The sequence below is a fragment of the Streptomyces sp. NPDC001093 genome (genome assembly GCF_040298985.1).
Taxonomy (GTDB): Bacteria; Actinomycetota; Actinomycetes; order Streptomycetales; family Streptomycetaceae; genus Streptomyces.
Genome location: NZ_JBEPBF010000125.1, coordinates 1 through 16,284 on the forward strand (window position 1 = coordinate 1; position 16,284 = coordinate 16,284).

The 16,284-nt window shown below is 72.7% G+C and carries 14 protein-coding genes and 2 pseudogenes; 13 read left to right on the forward strand and 3 right to left on the reverse strand.

The window, feature by feature from the left end:
• The first annotated feature begins 11 nt into the window (after positions 1-11).
• Complete coding sequence (locus ABT288_RS39615; protein WP_351618809.1) at positions 12-2,069, forward strand: putative bifunctional diguanylate cyclase/phosphodiesterase; 2,058 nt, start codon at positions 12-14, stop codon at positions 2,067-2,069.
• Between the two features lie 66 nt (positions 2,070-2,135).
• Here ABT288_RS39615 and ABT288_RS39620 read toward each other — a convergent pair.
• Positions 2,136-2,508 (reverse strand): annotated as a pseudogene (locus tag ABT288_RS39620) (TetR/AcrR family transcriptional regulator); the annotation flags it as partial.
• Between ABT288_RS39620 and ABT288_RS39625 the strand changes: the two are divergent.
• The 12 genes from ABT288_RS39625 to ABT288_RS39680 all read left to right on the forward strand — a co-directional run bounded on the left by ABT288_RS39625 (position 2,489) and on the right by ABT288_RS39680 (position 14,534).
• On the forward strand, positions 2,489-2,806 hold the full coding sequence (locus ABT288_RS39625; protein ID WP_351618758.1) for a DUF4267 domain-containing protein: 318 nt from the start codon (positions 2,489-2,491) through the stop codon (positions 2,804-2,806). The pseudogene ABT288_RS39620 and the gene ABT288_RS39625 sit on opposite strands and share 20 nt — an antisense overlap.
• A 22-nt stretch (positions 2,807-2,828) precedes the next feature.
• On the forward strand, positions 2,829-3,323 hold the full coding sequence (locus ABT288_RS39630; RefSeq protein ID WP_351618761.1) for a cupin domain-containing protein: 495 nt from the start codon (positions 2,829-2,831) through the stop codon (positions 3,321-3,323).
• A 96-nt stretch (positions 3,324-3,419) separates the two neighbouring features.
• Complete coding sequence (gatC, locus tag ABT288_RS39635; protein WP_006130840.1) at positions 3,420-3,716, forward strand: Asp-tRNA(Asn)/Glu-tRNA(Gln) amidotransferase subunit GatC; 297 nt, start codon at positions 3,420-3,422, stop codon at positions 3,714-3,716.
• 5 nt (positions 3,717-3,721) lie between these two features.
• Positions 3,722-5,221: an Asp-tRNA(Asn)/Glu-tRNA(Gln) amidotransferase subunit GatA gene (gene gatA, locus ABT288_RS39640; RefSeq protein ID WP_351618765.1), complete on the forward strand. Its 1,500-nt coding sequence runs from the start codon at positions 3,722-3,724 to the stop codon at positions 5,219-5,221.
• Positions 5,218-5,457, forward strand: coding sequence for a hypothetical protein (locus tag ABT288_RS39645; protein ID WP_228625348.1), 240 nt, complete (start codon positions 5,218-5,220; stop codon positions 5,455-5,457). Before gatA ends, ABT288_RS39645 begins: the two co-directional genes overlap by 4 nt.
• A gap of 16 nt (positions 5,458-5,473) precedes the next feature.
• Complete coding sequence (gene gatB, locus ABT288_RS39650) at positions 5,474-6,988, forward strand: Asp-tRNA(Asn)/Glu-tRNA(Gln) amidotransferase subunit GatB (RefSeq protein WP_351618768.1); 1,515 nt, start codon at positions 5,474-5,476, stop codon at positions 6,986-6,988.
• A gap of 270 nt (positions 6,989-7,258) precedes the next feature.
• Complete coding sequence (locus ABT288_RS39655) at positions 7,259-9,490, forward strand: MMPL family transporter (protein WP_351618771.1); 2,232 nt, start codon at positions 7,259-7,261, stop codon at positions 9,488-9,490.
• A complete protein-coding gene (locus tag ABT288_RS39660) occupies positions 9,468-10,043 on the forward strand; it encodes a GNAT family N-acetyltransferase (protein WP_351618772.1) in 576 nt (191 codons plus the stop codon). The genes ABT288_RS39655 and ABT288_RS39660 overlap by 23 nt, the downstream gene beginning before the upstream one ends.
• A gap of 52 nt (positions 10,044-10,095) precedes the next feature.
• Positions 10,096-10,668 carry a hypothetical protein gene (locus ABT288_RS39665; RefSeq protein WP_351618775.1) on the forward strand — a complete coding sequence of 191 codons (573 nt, stop codon included), beginning with the start codon at positions 10,096-10,098 and terminating at the stop codon, positions 10,666-10,668.
• A 197-nt stretch (positions 10,669-10,865) separates the two neighbouring features.
• Positions 10,866-11,057: a hypothetical protein gene (locus tag ABT288_RS39670; protein ID WP_351618778.1), complete on the forward strand. Its 192-nt coding sequence runs from the start codon at positions 10,866-10,868 to the stop codon at positions 11,055-11,057.
• 203 nt (positions 11,058-11,260) lie between these two features.
• Positions 11,261-14,314 carry a helix-turn-helix transcriptional regulator gene (locus ABT288_RS39675; protein ID WP_351618780.1) on the forward strand — a complete coding sequence of 1,018 codons (3,054 nt, stop codon included), beginning with the start codon at positions 11,261-11,263 and terminating at the stop codon, positions 14,312-14,314.
• 37 nt (positions 14,315-14,351) lie between these two features.
• Positions 14,352-14,534 (forward strand): DUF6191 domain-containing protein, encoded by a 183-nt coding sequence (locus ABT288_RS39680; protein ID WP_351618783.1) that lies wholly within the window; start codon positions 14,352-14,354, stop codon positions 14,532-14,534.
• Between the two features lie 110 nt (positions 14,535-14,644).
• On the opposite strand, the pseudogene ABT288_RS39685 reads toward ABT288_RS39680, so the two are convergent.
• A pseudogene (locus tag ABT288_RS39685) lies at positions 14,645-15,106 on the reverse strand (PQQ-dependent sugar dehydrogenase); the annotation flags it as partial.
• 123 nt (positions 15,107-15,229) lie between these two features.
• Positions 15,230-16,228 (reverse strand): aldo/keto reductase, encoded by a 999-nt coding sequence (locus ABT288_RS39690; RefSeq protein WP_351618785.1) that lies wholly within the window; start codon positions 16,226-16,228, stop codon positions 15,230-15,232.
• Positions 16,229-16,284: the final 56 nt, after the last annotated feature.

The following is a 16,284-nucleotide window of genomic DNA, read 5'->3' on the forward strand; positions in this document are numbered from 1 at the left end:
CCGCCCCCGGCCTGGCCGGCGCCGGCGCCGACCCCGAACGGCACCGCACCTGGCCCACCTTGCCCGCGGCCGTCGTGGCCGCCGCCGCGCTCGTCCTGGGCGCCGGTTTCTACCGTGCCTTCACCGGCCATCACGCCCTCTTCCCGAGCGGCACCGTGGGCTGGTCGCTCGCCCTGCTCACCGGTGTCATCGTCGGCCACCTCGTCATGCTGGGCCGCGCCCGCTGGTGGGGCGGTACCGGCTCCGGCGCCGCGCTCACCCTCGCCGTCCTGCTGCTCTACGGCTGGGTGCCGGCGGGCATGGTCAGCCTCACCGTCGTCGTCCTGGTCGGCATCGCCCGGCGCCACCGCGGCCGGCAGGGCGTGCTGCACGGCGCGGTGGACATCCTCGGCATCGGCGCCGGCGCGCTGCTGCTCGGCGCGTTCGGCCGCGTCCCGAGCGTCGAGACGCCCTGGCGGCCCGACAGCTGGAGCTTCACCGCCGCGCCCGAGGTGGTCCTCGCCGCCGTCGCCTACCTCGCGGTCAGCCGCGGCCTGCAGTGGTACCTGTACGTCCCGCGCGGCGGCAAGGTGCCCACCGTGGCCCGTACCGCCCTGGTGAGACAGGGCCTGCTCGCCGTCGCGCTGCTCGGCATCGCGCCACTGCTGTGCGTCGTCGCCGACGCGGAGCCGATCCTGCTCCCGCTGTTCGCCATCCCGCTCATCGCCCTCGACTCCACGCTGTGGATGGCACGCGCGCGTGCCGAGGAGCAGCTGCGCGACCCGCTGACCGGCCTGCCCAACCGGCAGTGGCTGCTGGAGCGGATCTGGACGGCCCTCGACGACGCCGAACGCATCGGCGCCCGTTCCGCCCTCATGCTGATCGACCTCGACCGTTTCCGGTCGGTGAACGACACGCTCGGTCATCTCGCGGGTGACCGGCTGCTGCTCCAGATCGCCGACCGGCTGCGGCTCGCCCTGCCGCGCGGAGCGGAGGCCGCGCGGCTCGGCGGCGACGAGTTCGCCGTGTTACTTCCCGTCGCCGACTCCACGACCTCGGCCACGCGCGTCGCCCGCGGCCTCGTCGCCGCGCTCAGCTCCCCGCTGGACCTCGACGGGCTCACCCTCGTCCTGGAGGCCAGCGCCGGCGTCGCCGTCTTCCCCGACCACGCCCTGGACGCAGAAGGACTGCTGCGGCGCGCCGATGTGGCGATGTACCAGGCGAAAAGGGACCGTACGGGCGTCGAGGTGTACGAGTCCAAGCGGGACTCCAACACCCCGGACCGGCTCGGCCTGCTGGGCGATCTGCGCCGGGCGCTGGACGCCCACGAGGTGCAGCTGCACTACCAGCCCAAGGTCCGCTTCGACGGTCAGGTCGCCGGCCTGGAGGCGCTGGTGCGCTGGGTGCACCCCGAGCGCGGGAAGGTTCCTCCGGACGAGTTCATAGCGATCGCCGAGTCCTCCGGGCTGATGCCCCATCTGACCGAATATGTCCTGGAGACGGCGCTCGGGCAGGTCGCCAAGTGGCGCGCGCAGGGCCTGAGGGTGCCGGTCGCGGTCAACGTCTCCCCGCGCGACGTCCACACGCCCGGTTTCGCGGGCTCGGTCGCCGCGCGGCTGGCCCGGCACGGGGTCCCTCCGGGGGCGCTGCAGCTGGAGATCACCGAGCATGTGCTGCTGGAGGACCCGCAGCGGGCCGCGGACACTCTCGCGGGTCTGACCGGGCACGGCGTGAAGATGTCGCTGGACGACTTCGGCACCGGGTATTCGTCCCTGGTGCATCTGCGGCGGCTGCCGGTGAGCGAGCTGAAGATCGACCGGTCGTTCGTGGCACGGCTGGCCGTCGACACCGAGGACGCGGAGATCGTGCGCTGCACGGTCGATCTCGCGCATTCCCTGGGGCTGCTCGTCGTCGCCGAGGGGGTCGAGGACGACGAGACGTGGGAGCGGCTGCGGGACCTCGGGTGTGACGCCGTACAGGGGTGGCTCGTCGCCGCGGCGATGCCGCCCGAGGAGGCCACGGCGTGGTTGCTGGCGCGGGGGTCCCGTGGGTGGCAACGGCCTCGCGCGGCGTTGCCTGCCGCCGAGTAGGGGGCGCCCGGCCGCGCCCACGCGGCGGAGCCGCGTATCGACACGGCCTCGTGCCCCATGGGGCGCTCAGCCACCCGTGAAGTGGCTGATCAGCAGCTCCAGGCGCCTCTCGTGCGCCTCCTCCGGCAGCCGCCCGCTCCACATCAGCGTCGCCAGCCCGTGGTGGCGAACGCATGTCCACCAGGTGGGTGAAGATCGCGTCGTAGAGGGCCGGCCGGCGCCGCGCGAAGGACGTGTACGTCTCCGCCACCGCCATCAGCGCCTCCCGCGTGCCCGGTGCCGCCGTCCGCGCCTCCCGCAGCTCCGCCGCCAGGTCGGCGCAGCCCTGCACCGCGACCGCCGCCATGATCGCGTCCTTGCCCTTGAAGTGGCTGTAGAGGACCGGCCGGCTGTACTCGATCCCGGCGGCCGGCCGGTGTGTGGTCACCGTCCACCAGCCTCACTGGGGCCCGGCCGCGGCCAGGCTACGGCGTCGCCGCCGACCCCCGGGGCGACGCCGCGCCTACCTGTCGATCAAGGGCCTCGGGGACGGCGCCTTCGGGCTGCTGGGCCTGGTCCTGCCGGCCGCCGCCGGTGCCCGCGCCGAGGCGTGGTTCATGGTCTGCGTGGCACTCGTCCCGTTCGTCGACACCCTGATGGTCCTGCGCCATGGCGGGAAGAAGGCTGTCGCGTTCGGCATCCACTTCGCCACCGCGATCGTCCTACTGATCGGCGCCGGACTGCTTTTCGCGGTCTGACCACAACACAAGGGAACGCATCATGTCGCTGTTCGTGCCCAAGTTCGACGATTCCGTGATCGTGCGCGGCGCCGAGGCCGAGGTGGTCGGGGGTGCACCCGTCGGCGTCCAGCTGCTGGCCGACCAGAGTGCGACCGGAGGGGCGCTGTCCACCGTGCGCGTCACCCTGGCCGAGGGCGCCGACGGCGCGCGGCCCCACCTCCACCACAGCGGGGCGGAGATGTTCTACCTGCTCGACGGGTGTGCCGAGATCCTCTCCGGTGACGACATCGTGACCGCGGAGCGCGGTGACCTCGTCATCGTCCCGCCGGAGAAGCCGCACGCCTTCGCCGCCGTCCCGGAGGCCCCGGCGGACATCCTCATCGTCTTCGCCCCGGGCATCGAGCGCTTCGAGTACTTCCGCCACCTGCAGCGCATCCGCCTCGGCGAGGCCACCCCGGAGAGCATCCTCGAGGTGCAGGACCGGTACGACAACCACTTCCTCAAGAGCGAGGTCTGGGAGGGCCGCCGGGGCTGACGCGCCGGCGGCCGGGGAAACCGTTTCACGGCCACCCGGCCCCGCCCCATAGGATTGGGACTCAAACCACACACACTCACCCCAGAGGATCGCTGCATGCCTGGCATCACGCGCGAGGAGGTCGCCCACCTCGCCCGGCTGGCGCGTCTGGAGCTGAAGCCCGAAGAACTCGACCACTTCGCGGGACAGCTGGACGACATCATCGGCGCGGTCGCCCGCGTCAGTGAGGTCGCCGACCAAGACGTACCGCCGACCTCGCACCCGCTCCCGCTGACGAACGTCATGCGGGCGGACGAGGTCCGTCCCTCGCTCACCCCCGAGCAGGCGCTCTCCGGCGCCCCGGCCCAGGAGCAGCAGCGTTTCAAGGTGCCGCAGATCCTGGGGGAGGAGTGACCGCCATGACGGACAACAACATCATCAAGCTCACCGCCGCGCAGATCGCCGAGAAGATCGCCTCCGGCGAGCTCACGGCCGTCGAGGTCACCGAGGCCCACCTCGCCCGGATCGAGGCCGTCGACGAGAAGGTGCACGCCTTCCTGCACATCGACCGCGAGGGCGCCCTCGCCCAGGCCCGTGCCGTGGACGAGAAGCGGGCCCGCGGCGAGAAGCTCGGCCCGCTGGCCGGCGTCCCGCTCGCGCTCAAGGACATCTTCACCACCGAGGGCGTGCCCACGACCGTCGGCTCGAAGATCCTCGAGGGCTGGATCCCGCCGTACGACGCGACGCTCACCAAGCGGCTGAAGGCCGCCGACGTCGTCATCCTCGGCAAGACCAACATGGACGAGTTCGCCATGGGGTCCTCGACGGAGAACAGCGCCTACGGGCCGACCGGCAACCCCTGGGACCTCACCAAGATCCCCGGCGGTTCCGGCGGCGGTTCCTCCGCCGCGCTGGCCTCCTTCCAGGCGCCGCTCGCCATCGGCACCGACACCGGCGGCTCCATCCGCCAGCCGGCCGCCGTCACCGGCACGGTCGGCGTGAAGCCGACGTACGGCGCGGTGTCCCGCTTCGGCATGGTCGCCTTCTCGTCCTCCCTCGACCAGGGCGGCCCCTGCGCCCGTACGGTCCTGGACGCGGCCCTCCTGCACGAGGTCATCGCCGGGCACGACCCGATGGACTCCACCTCCATCGACGCCCCCGTCCCGCCCGTGGTCGAGGCCGCGAGGAACGGCTCCGTGCAGGGCATGCGCGTCGGCGTGGTCAAGCAGTTCCGCGGCGAGGGCTACCAGGCCGGTGTCATCCAGCGCTTCGACGAGTCCGTCGAGCTGCTGAAGGAGCTGGGCGCCGAGATCGTCGAGCTGGACTGCCCGTCCTTCGACCTCGCGCTGTCGGCGTACTACCTGATCGCGCCGTCCGAGTGCTCCTCCAACCTCGCCCGCTTCGACGGCCTGCGCTACGGCCTGCGGACCGGCGACGACGGCGGCCACTCGGCCGAGGAGGTCACCTCCCTCACCCGCGAGGCCGGCTTCGGTCCCGAGGTGAAGCGCCGCATCATGCTCGGCACGTACGCGCTGTCGAGTGGCTACTACGACGCCTACTACGGCTCCGCCCAGAAGGTGCGCACGCTCATCACGCGCGACTTCGAGAAGGCCTTCGAGCAGGTCGACGTCATCGTCTCGCCGACGACGCCGACCACCGCCTTCGCGATCGGCGAGCGCGCCGACGACCCGATGGCGATGTATCTCGCGGACCTGTGCACCATCCCGACCAACCTGGCGGGCAACGCGGCCATGTCCCTGCCCTGCGGCCTCGCCCCGGAGGACAACCTCCCGGTGGGCCTGCAGATCATCGCGCCCGCGATGAAGGACGACCGCCTGTACAAGGTGGGCGCCGCCGTCGAGGCCGCCTTCGTGGAAAAGTGGGGTCACCCGCTGCTGGAGGAGGCTCCGTCGCTGTGAGCAAGCTGTCCAAGGCCAAGGACTTCAAGAAGTCCAAGTCCGGTACGTACCTGTCGATGGCCACCACCGCGTTCGGCGCGTTCGGTGTCGCCAAGCAGATCAAGAAGGCCCGCGCCGAGCACGACACGCTGCGGCTGGTCGACGCCACGGTCTCCGCCGTGGCCATCGTGACCGGCCTCGCGATCCTCTACCGCGAGCTGAAGCGGCTGGGCGACGACGACGTCCTGCTGGGCTGAGAGGGAAGTTTTCACCGTGACCACCACGACCGACCTGGTGTCGTACGAGGACGCGCTGGCGTCGTACGACCCCGTCATGGGCCTCGAGGTCCATGTCGAACTCGGCACCAAGACCAAGATGTTCTGCGGCTGTTCGACGGCGCTCGGCGCCGAGCCGAACACCCAGACCTGCCCCGTCTGCCTCGGCCTGCCCGGCGCGCTCCCGGTCATGAACGCGACCGGCGTCGAGTCGGCGATCAAGATCGGTCTCGCGCTGAACTGCGAGATCGCCGAGTGGTGCCGCTTCGCCCGGAAGAACTACTTCTATCCGGACATGCCGAAGAACTTCCAGACCTCCCAGTACGACGAGCCGATCGCCTTCAACGGCTACCTCGACGTGCAGCTGGAGGACGGCGAGACCTTCCGCGTGGAGATCGAGCGCGCCCACATGGAGGAGGACACCGGCAAGTCCACCCACGTGGGTGGCGCGACCGGCCGGATCCACGGCGCGCAGCACTCGCTGCTGGACTACAACCGCGCCGGCATCCCGCTCATCGAGATCGTCACCAAGCCGATCGTGGGCGCCGGCGAACGCGCCCCCGAGGTGGCGAAGGCGTACGTCCGTGAGCTGCGCGAGGTCATCCGTGCCCTCGGCGTGTCCGAGGCCCGCATGGAGATGGGCCAGATGCGCTGCGACGTCAACCTGTCGCTGATGCCCAAGGGCGCCGACAAGTTCGGCACCCGCAGCGAGACCAAGAACGTCAACTCGCTGCGTTCGGTGGAGCGCGCGGTCCGCTTCGAGGTCATGCGCCACGCCGCCGTGCTGAACGACGGCGGCAAGGTCGTCCAGGAGACCCGCCACTTCCACGAGGACACCGGCTCCACCACCTCCGGCCGTACCAAGGAGGAGGCCGAGGACTACCGGTACTTCCCGGAGCCCGACCTGGTGCCCGTCGCGCCCTCGCGCGAGTGGGTCGAGGAGATCCGCGCGGCGCTGCCCGAGCTGCCGCTGGCCCGCCGCACCCGGCTGCTCGCCGAGTGGGGCATCTCCGCCACCGACATGCAGGCGATCACCAACGCCGGTGCGCTGGACCTGATCGTCGCCACGATCGACGCCGGTGCCGACGCCGCCTCCGCCCGCAAGTGGTGGATGGGTGAACTGGCGCGCAGCGCCAACGAGTCCGGCAAGGCGCTGGACGAACTGGCGATCACGCCCGCGCAGGTGGCCCGGGTCACCGAGCTGGTCGCGAAGGGTGACCTGAACGACAAGCTGGCCCGTCAGGTCATCGAGGGCGTCCTCGCGGGCGAGGGCACCCCGGACGAGGTCGTCGACAAGCGCGGCCTGAAGGTCGTCTCCGACGAGGGCGCGCTGACCGCCGCCGTCGACGAGGCCATCGCCGGCAACCCGGGCGTCGCGGACAAGATCCGTGGCGGCAAGGTGGCCGCGGCCGGTGCCCTGGTCGGCGCGGTCATGAAGGCGACCCGGGGTCAGGCCGACGCGGCCCGCGTCAAGGAGCTGATCCTTCAGAAGCTGGGCGTCAGCGAGGACTGAGGGACACCGCGGAACGGTCCCGAGGGGCAGTACACCGAACCAGGTGTACTGCCCCTTGCTCGCTTACGAAAACCTTATGAGGCGACAGAGTTCGCCGGAGTGTCCTGTGATGTCCCTCGCACTCCTGTGAATAAGCTCATGATCACGGCAAACGATCAGTTTCGCCTGCAAGAGTGTCTTGCGATTGCTCATGCGTTCTTTGCGGGCTGTTCAGTCTATGGACGATCGTTCCCGGTCAAAGATCCACAAATCATCCCTGGGAGCACGTCCGTGGCAGACCTCGCCCGTTGGTGTGTCCGGCATCGGCTGATCGCCGTGCTGCTGTGGCTCCTCGCCTTCGGCGGGGTCACCACGGCCGCCGCCGTGGCCGGTTCGTCGTACTCGAACTCCTACGACGTCCCCGGCACCGAGGCGGGCCGCGCCGCGCAGCTGCTCAAGGAGGGCTTCCCGGGCCAGGGCGGGGACAGCGACACCGTCGTCTGGCACACCACCACCGGCACCGTCCGCGCCGCCGGCGTCGAGCGGACCATGACCCGCACCCTCGACCGCATCGCCTCGCTGCCCGGCGTCGCCTCGGTGAGCGGCCCGTACGGCAACCAGGGCGCGCACCGGATCAGCGCCGACGGCCGTACGGCCTACGCCGCCGTCACCTTCACGCAGGAGGCCGAGCACATCGGCAAGGCCGAGGCGCAGGCCGTGGTCAGTACCGCCAAGGCCGCCGAGGGTCACGGGCTCCAGGTGGAACTGGGCGGCAGCGCCATCGGGCTCACCGCGTCCCCGCGCGAGCACACCGCTGAGCTGGTCGGCGTGCTCGTCGCGGCCGTGGTGCTGTTCCTCGCCTTCGGCTCGCTCGCCGCCTCGGCCCTGCCCATCGCCACCGCCCTGGTCGGCGTCGGCACCGCCTACGCGGGCATCGGGCTGCTCGGACACGCCATGACCGTCGCCGACTTCGCGCCCATGCTCGGCATGCTCATCGGCCTCGGCGTCGGCATCGACTACGCGCTGTTCATCGTCACCCGGCACCGGCGCGGGCTGAAACGCGGCCTGAGCGTCACCGAGGCCGCCGTGAACGCCGTGGCCACCACCGGACGCGCCGTCGTCTTCGCGGGTGCGACGGTGTGCATAGCTCTGCTGGGGATGTTCATCCTGCGGCTGAGCTTCCTCAACGGGGTCGCCGTGGCCGCCTCGTTGACGGTCCTGCTCACCGTCGCGGCCTCGGTCACCCTGCTGCCCGCCCTGCTGTCGTACATCGGCCCCCGGGCCCTCAGCCGCCGCGAACGGCGCCGGCTCGCCGAGCACGGGCCGCGCCCGGAGCTGCCCACCGGTCTCGCCGCCCGCTGGTCGGCGCTCGTCGAGCGCCGCCCCAAGCTGCTCGGCTCGCTCGCCCTCGCCGTCATCGCGCTGCTCGCCCTGCCGACGCTCTCCCTCCACCTGGGCACCTCCGACCAGGGCAACGACCCGCGCACGTCCACCACCCGCAAGGCCTACGACCTGCTCGCCGAGGGCTTCGGACCGGGCGTCAACGGGCCGCTCACCCTGGTGGCGCGCGTGGACGGCGCCGCCGACAGGCTCGCCCTGGACAATCTCGACACGACCCTGCGCGCCACCCCGGGCGTCGCCTCCGTCACCCCGGCCACCTACGGCACCGGCGGCGGCACCGCCTACCTCACCGTCGTCCCCGCCTCCGCCCCGCAGTCCCAGGACACCAGCGACCTCGTGGACCGGCTGCGCACCAGGGTGCTGCCGCGGGCGGAGACCGGCACCTCCCTCGACATCCAGGTCGGCGGGGTCACCGCCGGGTACGACGACTTCGCGGGTGTGATCGTCGGCAAACTGCCGCTGTTCGTCGGCGCGGTCATCGGGCTCGGCTGTCTTCTGCTGCTCGTCGCGTTCCGCTCGCTCGGGATCCCGCTGAAGGCCGCGGTGATGAACATCGCCGCCGTGGCCGCCGCGTTCGGCATCGTCGTCGCCGTCTTCCAGTGGGGCTGGGGCAGCGAACTGCTCGGTCTCGGCCGGGCAGGACCCATCGAGCCCTTCCTCCCCGTGATCATGGTGTCCGTCCTCTTCGGCCTCTCCATGGACTACCAGGTCTTCCTGGTCAGCCGGATGTACGAGGAGTGGCTGGAGACCGGCGACAACCGGCGCGCCGTCCGCGTGGGCCTGGCCGAGACCAGCCGGGTCATCAACTCCGCCGCGGTCATCATGATCTCGGTCTTCCTCGCCTTCGTGCTCAGCGGCGACCGCGTGATCGCCATGTTCGGCATCGCGCTCGCCTCCGCCGTCGCCCTGGACGCCTTCGTCCTGCGCACCCTCCTCGTGCCCGCGCTGATGCATCTGCTGGGCGCCGCCAACTGGTGGCTGCCCGCCTGGCTGGAGCGCCGCCTGCCCCGCGTCAGCATCGAGCCGCCCGAGTGCCGTGCCGCGCATGAGAGGCTCGGCAGGGTCTCGGTGGCGGAACTGCGGAAGGAAGAGCAGCGCGATGTACGCGATATCCCTGGGTGACGACGGCGCACAGCTGCGGCCGCTGGAGGTCTGGCACGCCGAGGAACTCCTCGCCGACATCGACCGCGGGCGGGAGTTCATCGGCCGGCACATCGGGCTGGCGGACGTGATCACCGACCTGGACTCCGCCCGCGCCTACCTGAAGTCCTACGCCGACAAGCGCGGCGCCGACGCCGGCAGCCTGCACGGCATCTGGCTGGACGGCAAGCTGGTCGGCGGCCTGCTGTTCCGGGTGTGGGACACCCCGAGCGGGGTCTGCGAGGCCGGCTGCTGGCTGGAGCCCGCGGCGGCCGGGCGCGGGCTGGTCACGCGGGGCATGCGGGTGCTGCTGGAGTGGGCCTTCGAGGAGCGCGGCATGCACCGCGTGGAGTGGTACGCCTCCTCGGCCAACGCGCCCAGCATCAACGTGGCCCGCCGGCTCGGCATGACCCGCGAGGGCGTGCTCCGCGAGAACTACCCGCACCGGGGCGTGCGCACCAGTACCGAGATCTGGTCGGTGCTCGCCCACGAATGGCGCGCGGCACGCGCGCGTGGCACGCACGACGATCACTGACGACCGGCGATCATTAAGACGCCTCTCAGACAGCGTCCGTACGGTGCCGGGCATGGCTACGAAGACAGAGGAAGGCGCCGAGGCGCGGAACGACGAGAGGACGGCGGGGGAGGCCGCCACCACTGAGGAGGAATCCGCGCGGGCGGAGGCTGTCGAGGACGGCTCCGGGCAGGCGGGCGCCGTCGATGAGGAGGCCGCCGGCGAGCAGGAACCCGCGGAGGAGAAGGTGCCCTCCGGAGTCGGTCAGGGCGCCGGTGCCGTCGTCTCGGCCGCGCTGGGCCTCGTCTCGCTCAGCGGCGGCTGGATCGGTACCGTCGCGGGCGCCCGTGAGCAGCTCGTCGGTCAGCTGCGGACCCCTTCCACCGCGAGCGTCGCCACCCAGATCAAGGCGGTCTACGGCAACGCCTGGCACAGCACCGCCCTGTGGGCCGGCCTGTTCGCGCTGGCCGCGCTGCTCACCGGCGTCGTCGTGCTCGCCCGGCCCGCCTTCGGTGCTCCCGGCCGCCCGCAGGCGCACTGGATCAAGTCGGTCTCCTGGGCCGGCGTCTCGCTCGGGGCCGTCGGCCTGCTGCTGGCCGTCCTGAAGTACTCCGACGCCCTGCTGGCCCTGCCCTCGGCCGGCTGAGAACCCGCAGGTCCGCAGGGGCCTTAGGGAGTCCGTAAGCACCTCAGGGACTCCCTAAGGCCCCTTACGCGCGCGTGCGGCCCGTACGCCGGGCGAAGATGCGGAACTCTCCCGATGTGGCGCACCCCCCTGGGAGACGAAGGTGGAGGCATCGCAGAACGCGACGCACGACACCGGCTCTCCTCGAAGGACACGTCATGATCGAGTTCGATATCCACAAGATGCGCTCCGCCCAGCTGATCCACGACGCCGAGCAGGTGCGCCTGGCCCGCGAGGCCGCCCGGGCCCGCCGCGCCGCCCGCCGCGAGGCCTCCGCCGGCCACGACGGCGCGGTCGCCGAGTCCCATACCGAGCGGTCGCGCCGGCACCGGACCCCCCGCACGGCGTGACCACCGGGCCGACGGACGGGGCCGGCACGGAGGGTGGCCGTACGGGGGTCGGCCGCCCTCCGGACCTCCCGGACCGGGGTCGTACGACTGCCCATCCCGGTCGTACGACCCTTCCGTCCGGTGCTGCGACTTCTCCGGCCGGCGGTACGACAATCGCACCGGGTCTGTGGAAAACCGCTGCCACGCCATCCGGACCTCATGCGATGCTCGGGCCCGTGGAGACCAGGTCCGTCAGTCCCGTGTTCGTCGGCCGCGCCGACGAGTTGGACACCTTGAACGACGCGCTCGCCCGCGCCCGCGCCGGCGAGCCCCAGGCGCTGCTGCTCGGCGGCGAGGCCGGGGTCGGCAAGACCCGCCTCGTCGAGGAGTTCGCTACGGCCGCCGGCCGCCACGCGGTCGTCGCCGTCGGCGGCTGTGTGGAGATCGGCGCCGACGGGCTGCCGTTCGCGCCCTTCTCCACCGCGCTGCGCGCCCTGCGCGACGCCCTGCCCGCTCAGTTCGCCGCCGCCGCCCAGGGACAGGAGGAGGAACTGGCCCGCCTCCTGCCCGACCTGGGCGAGGCCGGCACCGGCCGCCACGACGAGCAGGACATGGCCCGCCTGTTCGAACTCACCGCCCGGCTGCTGGAGCGGATCGCCGCCGACCACCCGGTCGTGCTCGTCCTGGAGGACCTGCACTGGGCCGACGCCTCCACCCGCCACCTCCTCGCCTACCTCTTCCGCACCCTGCGCGCAGGCAGGCTCCTCGTCCTCGCCAGCTACCGCTCCGACGACATCCACCGCCGCCACCCGCTGCGCCCCCTGCTCGCCGAGCTCGACCGGCTGCGCACCGTCCGCCGCATCGAACTCGCCCGCTTCACCCGCGAGGAGGTGGGCCGCCAGATCGCCGGCATCCTCGCCGCCGAACCCGCCCCCGCGCAGGTCGACGAGATCTTCGAACGCTCCGACGGCAACGCCTTCTTCGTCGAGGAACTCGCCGTCGCCGCCTGCGACGGCTGCTGCACCGGCCTCACCGACTCCCTGCGCGACCTGCTCCTGGTCCGGGTCGAGGCGCTGCCCGAGAGCGCCCAGCGGGTCGCCCGGATCGTCGCCGAGGGCGGCTCCACCGTGGAGTACCGGCTGATCGCCGCCGTCGCGCAGCTCGGCGAGGACGACCTCATCGAGGCGCTGCGGGCCGCCGTCGGCGCCAACATCCTCACCGTCACCCCGGCCGGCGACGGCTACCGCTTCCGGCACTCCCTGGTCCGCGAGGCCGTCGCCGACGACCTGCTGCCCGGCGAACGCTCCCGGCTCAACCGCCGCTACGCCGAGGCCCTGGAGGCCGGCCCCACGCTCGTCCCCGCCGACGCGCGCGTGATGCGCCTGGCCAGTTACTGGTACCACGCCCACGACGCCGCCAAGGCCCTGCCCGCCGTCCTGGACGCCTCCGTGGTGGCCCGCCGCCGGCACGCCTACACCGAGCAACTCGGGCTTCTGGAGCGGGCGATGGAGCTGTGGGACAGCGCCCCGCAGGAGGTGCGCTCCGCCCTGCGCCCGGTCGACTACACCGAGGTCTACCCTCCGTGCGGCTGCGACCCGGCCACCGCACCGCTGCGCTATCTCGACCTGATGGCCGAGGCGGCGGTCGCGGGCCGCTTCGGCGGGGAACGCGAACGCGCGCTGAAGATCATCAAGCGGGCCCTGCGCCTCCTGGAGGACGAGCCGGACCCCCTGCGCGCCGCCTGGTTCTGGGTGCAGCGCTCCCGGCTCGTCCAGGCCCTGGCCCGCGGCGACGGCTGGCAGGAACTGGCCACCGCCCAGGACCTGGTGCGCGGCCTGCCGCCGTCCGAGGTGCACGCCGAGGTGCTGGCCCTCGCCGCCGGCTGGTCCATGCTGCACCGTCCCGGACCCGAGGCCTTCGCCGCCGCCGAGCGGGCCGTGGAGTACGCGCGCATGGTCGGCGCCCGCGACATCGAACTGCACGCCCGCCTCACCCTCGGCGGCCTCAGGGTGGACGCGGGCGACACCGAGACCGGCCTCGCGGAGATGCGGCAGGTGCTGCGGGACACCCTCGCGGAGGGTGTGCACTATGTCGCGGGCCGCGCCTATGTGAACCTGCCGTCCGAGCTGCAGAGCATCGGCCGTGACCGAGAGGCCGTCCCCCTCCTGCGCGAGGGCATCGACTTCGCCCGCGCCCACGGGCAGATGGACGCCGAGTCATGGATACGGGGCAACCTGTCCGAGGCGCTCTACTCGCTCGGCGACTGGGCGGAGGCCGCCGAGACCGCCGCCCACGCGACCCGGGTCGGCCACAGTGCCAAGCCGCGCGGCCAGGGCGCCCTGCGCCTGGCCCATCTCGCCCTGGCCCGGGGCGACCTCGCCGAGGCGAGCCGCCAACTCGCCGCCGCCCGCGCCCACTACGGCACGCACGACCCCATGCCCCAGCTCTCCCTGCCCCTGGCCCGGGTCGCCCTCGGTGTCGCCGCCGAGGAGGGCCGTATCGCCGACGTCCGCGCCGAACTGCTCCGGGCCCTGGACGGCGGCTTCCCACTCGGCACCCACCGCTACGGCTGGCCGCTGCTGCGGGCCGCCGCCACCGCGGAGGCCGAGGCCCGCACCCTGCCCGCCGCCGGGCCGGGCCGCGCCGAGATCCTCGACCGCCTGGGCAATGCCGTACGCGGCCTCGCCACCGGCGCCCCGCTCTGGCAGGCCTACGACCAGTGGACCCGCGCCGAGCTGCGCCGCGCGGAGGGCGTGGACACCAGCGACGACTGGGCGCAGGTCGTCACCGCCTTCGAGTGCCTGGACCGCCCCTACGAGCTCGCCCGGGTCCGCCACCGCCTCGCCGGAGCCCTCCTGGCCGACGGCGGCGACGACGAACGCGACCGCGCGGTGGAACTGCTCCGGCTGGCCGCCGCCGTCGCCGACCACCTCGACGCCCGGTCTCTCGCCGGCACCGTCGCCCGGCTCGCCCAGCGCGCCCGCCTCACCCTGACCCGCGCGCCCCGGCAGGCCCTCGCCTCCGCCGACCCGGCCGCGGCCCTCGGCCTGACCAGCCGGGAGCGGGACGTCCTGCGCCTGGTCTCGGCCGGCCGCACCAACCGCCAGATCGCCGAGGAGCTGTTCATCTCCCCGAAGACCGCGAGCGTCCACGTCTCCAACATCCTCGGCAAGCTCGGCGTCTCCGGCCGGGGCGAGGCGGCGGCGACGGCTCACCGGCTGGGGCTGTTCCCTGCCGAGACGCTCACTGCCGCAACGGCGGGCCGAGACCTACGCTGAAGAAAAGCCGCAAGGGGGAGAAAGCGGGGGAGGGGCCGTGTTCAACGCCTTCGAGGAACTGTTCGCACCCAGTCGCAAACACACCCGGGACGAACAGAACCGCCTGGAGCTGACCCGCGAGGACGTCGGCGACAACGACCCCGGCCGGGGCCCGATAGACCTGGCCTCCGGAAAGGCGGTCATACGCCTGCCGGAGCCACCGCCGGCCGAGGACGAGTGACGGCGCCGCTCACCGCACCTCCGCCTCCAGCACCCGGTCGTCGCCCTTGCCCGGCCGGCCCCGGCCGTCCGTGTTGCTCGTTACCAGCCACACCTTGTCACCGCCCGCCGCACGCGGACGATGCGGTTGTCCGAGGCCGAGGTGAAGCAGGCGCAGATCATGTGGTCCGAGGCGAAGCCGGGGGACAGGGCGATGCCCAGCAGACCGCCCTCCCCGGCCGGGGAGACCCCCGAGACCGTGCCCGGCACGGTCCTGCGGCCCGTCCTGTCGTCGATCCGGACGATCGTGCTGTCGTCGCGGGAGGAGACCAGCAGTCCGCCGCCGGGCAGCGGAGCCGGCCCCCACGGTGTGCGCAGGCCCTCGGCCACGGTGCGCAGCACCTTCACCGAGCCCTTGGCAGGGGGTGCCGGCTCGGTGGCGTCGCCGGAGGGGGCCGTGCCCGGTGCCGTACCCGTGGCCGCCGTCCTCCCGAGGCCGCCAGGAGGGCCTCCGCCGTCGGAGGAGCAGCCGGCCTTCAGCAGGAGGGCGGCCGCGTCCAACACGGCCGGTACAGCCCGTCGTTGCACGATCAGGGTCCCATCGGGGCGGTCGTCCGGCGGCAGGTGCTCCTTCTCATACACCGCCGGCGCCCGTCCGGGTTCCCGCTCCACCACGACCGATCCCGCGCACCCCGGTAGCCCCGCGCCCCTCGGCCCTCAGTCCCACGACCCCTGAGCCGCCGGCAGCCGTGACACCTCCGCGAGGTCCTCCCCGGTCAGCCGCAGGTCGCCCGCCGCCGCATTCTCCACGGCCCACCGCTCCTGCTTGGCACCCGGCAGGGCGATCACATGGCGGCCCTGCGCCAGGACCCAGGCCAGGGCCACCTGGGCCGGGGTGACGTTCTCGCCGTGGCGGCGCGCGATGCGGCGCAGGCCCGCGACGATCGGCTGGTTGGCGGCCATCATCTCGGCCGTGAAACGGGGATGGCGGGCCCGTACGTCGTCCGGTTCGAAACCCTCGCCCGGGGTCAGCGTGCCCGTCAGGAAGCCGTTGCCCAGCGGCATCGCCGCGAGGAAACCCACGCCCCGCGCCTCGCACCACGGCAGCAGCGCCTGGAGCGCCTCGGGCGACCACACCGACAGCTCCGCCTCCACCGCGGCCACCGGGAACACCTGCTGCACCCGCTGCAACTGGCGCACCGTACCGTCGTGCAGCCCCGCCCCGGAGCGGCGGCCACCGCGCGCGCCCACCGCGCACAGGCCCAGTGCCCGCACCTTGCCGGCCCGCACCAGCTCGGCCATCGCGCCCCACGTCTCCTCGACGGGGACCTCGGGGTCGGCGCGATGCAGCTGGTAGAGGTCGATGACATCCGTCTGGAGGCGGCGCAGGGAGGCGTCGCAGGCCCGCTTCACATACCCGGGGCGGCCGTTGGCCACGACGTGCTGCTCGCCCACCAGCAGCCCCACCTTCGTGGACACGAAGGCCTCCGCGCGCCGTTCCTTGAGCACCCGGCCCAGCAGCAGCTCATTGGTGAACGGGCCGTACATGTCCGCCGTGTCCAGGAGGGTCGAACCCAGGTCCAGCGCCCGGTGCACGGTCCTGAGCGATGCGTCGCCCCGCTGCCGTGACCCGCTGTACGCCCAGCTCATCGGCATGCACCCGAGTCCGACGGCCCCCACCGCGAGCGCCCCCGCGCCGATCGTCCTGCGCTCCACCTGCTCGTGAACCTCCCTCTGCCCGGCCCCCAACCTAACCTCTGCACGCGCGCGTG

Coding starts and splice junctions, on each gene's coding strand:
- ABT288_RS39630 (WP_351618761.1), top strand. CDS start 2,829: ATGTCGCTGTTCGTGCCCAAGTTCGACGATTCCGTGATCGTGCGCGGC.
- gatC (WP_006130840.1), top strand. CDS start 3,420: ATGCCTGGCATCACGCGCGAGGAGGTCGCCCACCTCGCCCGGCTGGCG.
- gatA (WP_351618765.1), top strand. CDS start 3,722: ATGACGGACAACAACATCATCAAGCTCACCGCCGCGCAGATCGCCGAG.
- ABT288_RS39660 (WP_351618772.1), top strand. CDS start 9,468: ATGTACGCGATATCCCTGGGTGACGACGGCGCACAGCTGCGGCCGCTG.
- ABT288_RS39665 (WP_351618775.1), top strand. CDS start 10,096: ATGGCTACGAAGACAGAGGAAGGCGCCGAGGCGCGGAACGACGAGAGG.
- ABT288_RS39670 (WP_351618778.1), top strand. CDS start 10,866: ATGATCGAGTTCGATATCCACAAGATGCGCTCCGCCCAGCTGATCCAC.
- ABT288_RS39675 (WP_351618780.1), top strand. CDS start 11,261: ATGCTCGGGCCCGTGGAGACCAGGTCCGTCAGTCCCGTGTTCGTCGGC.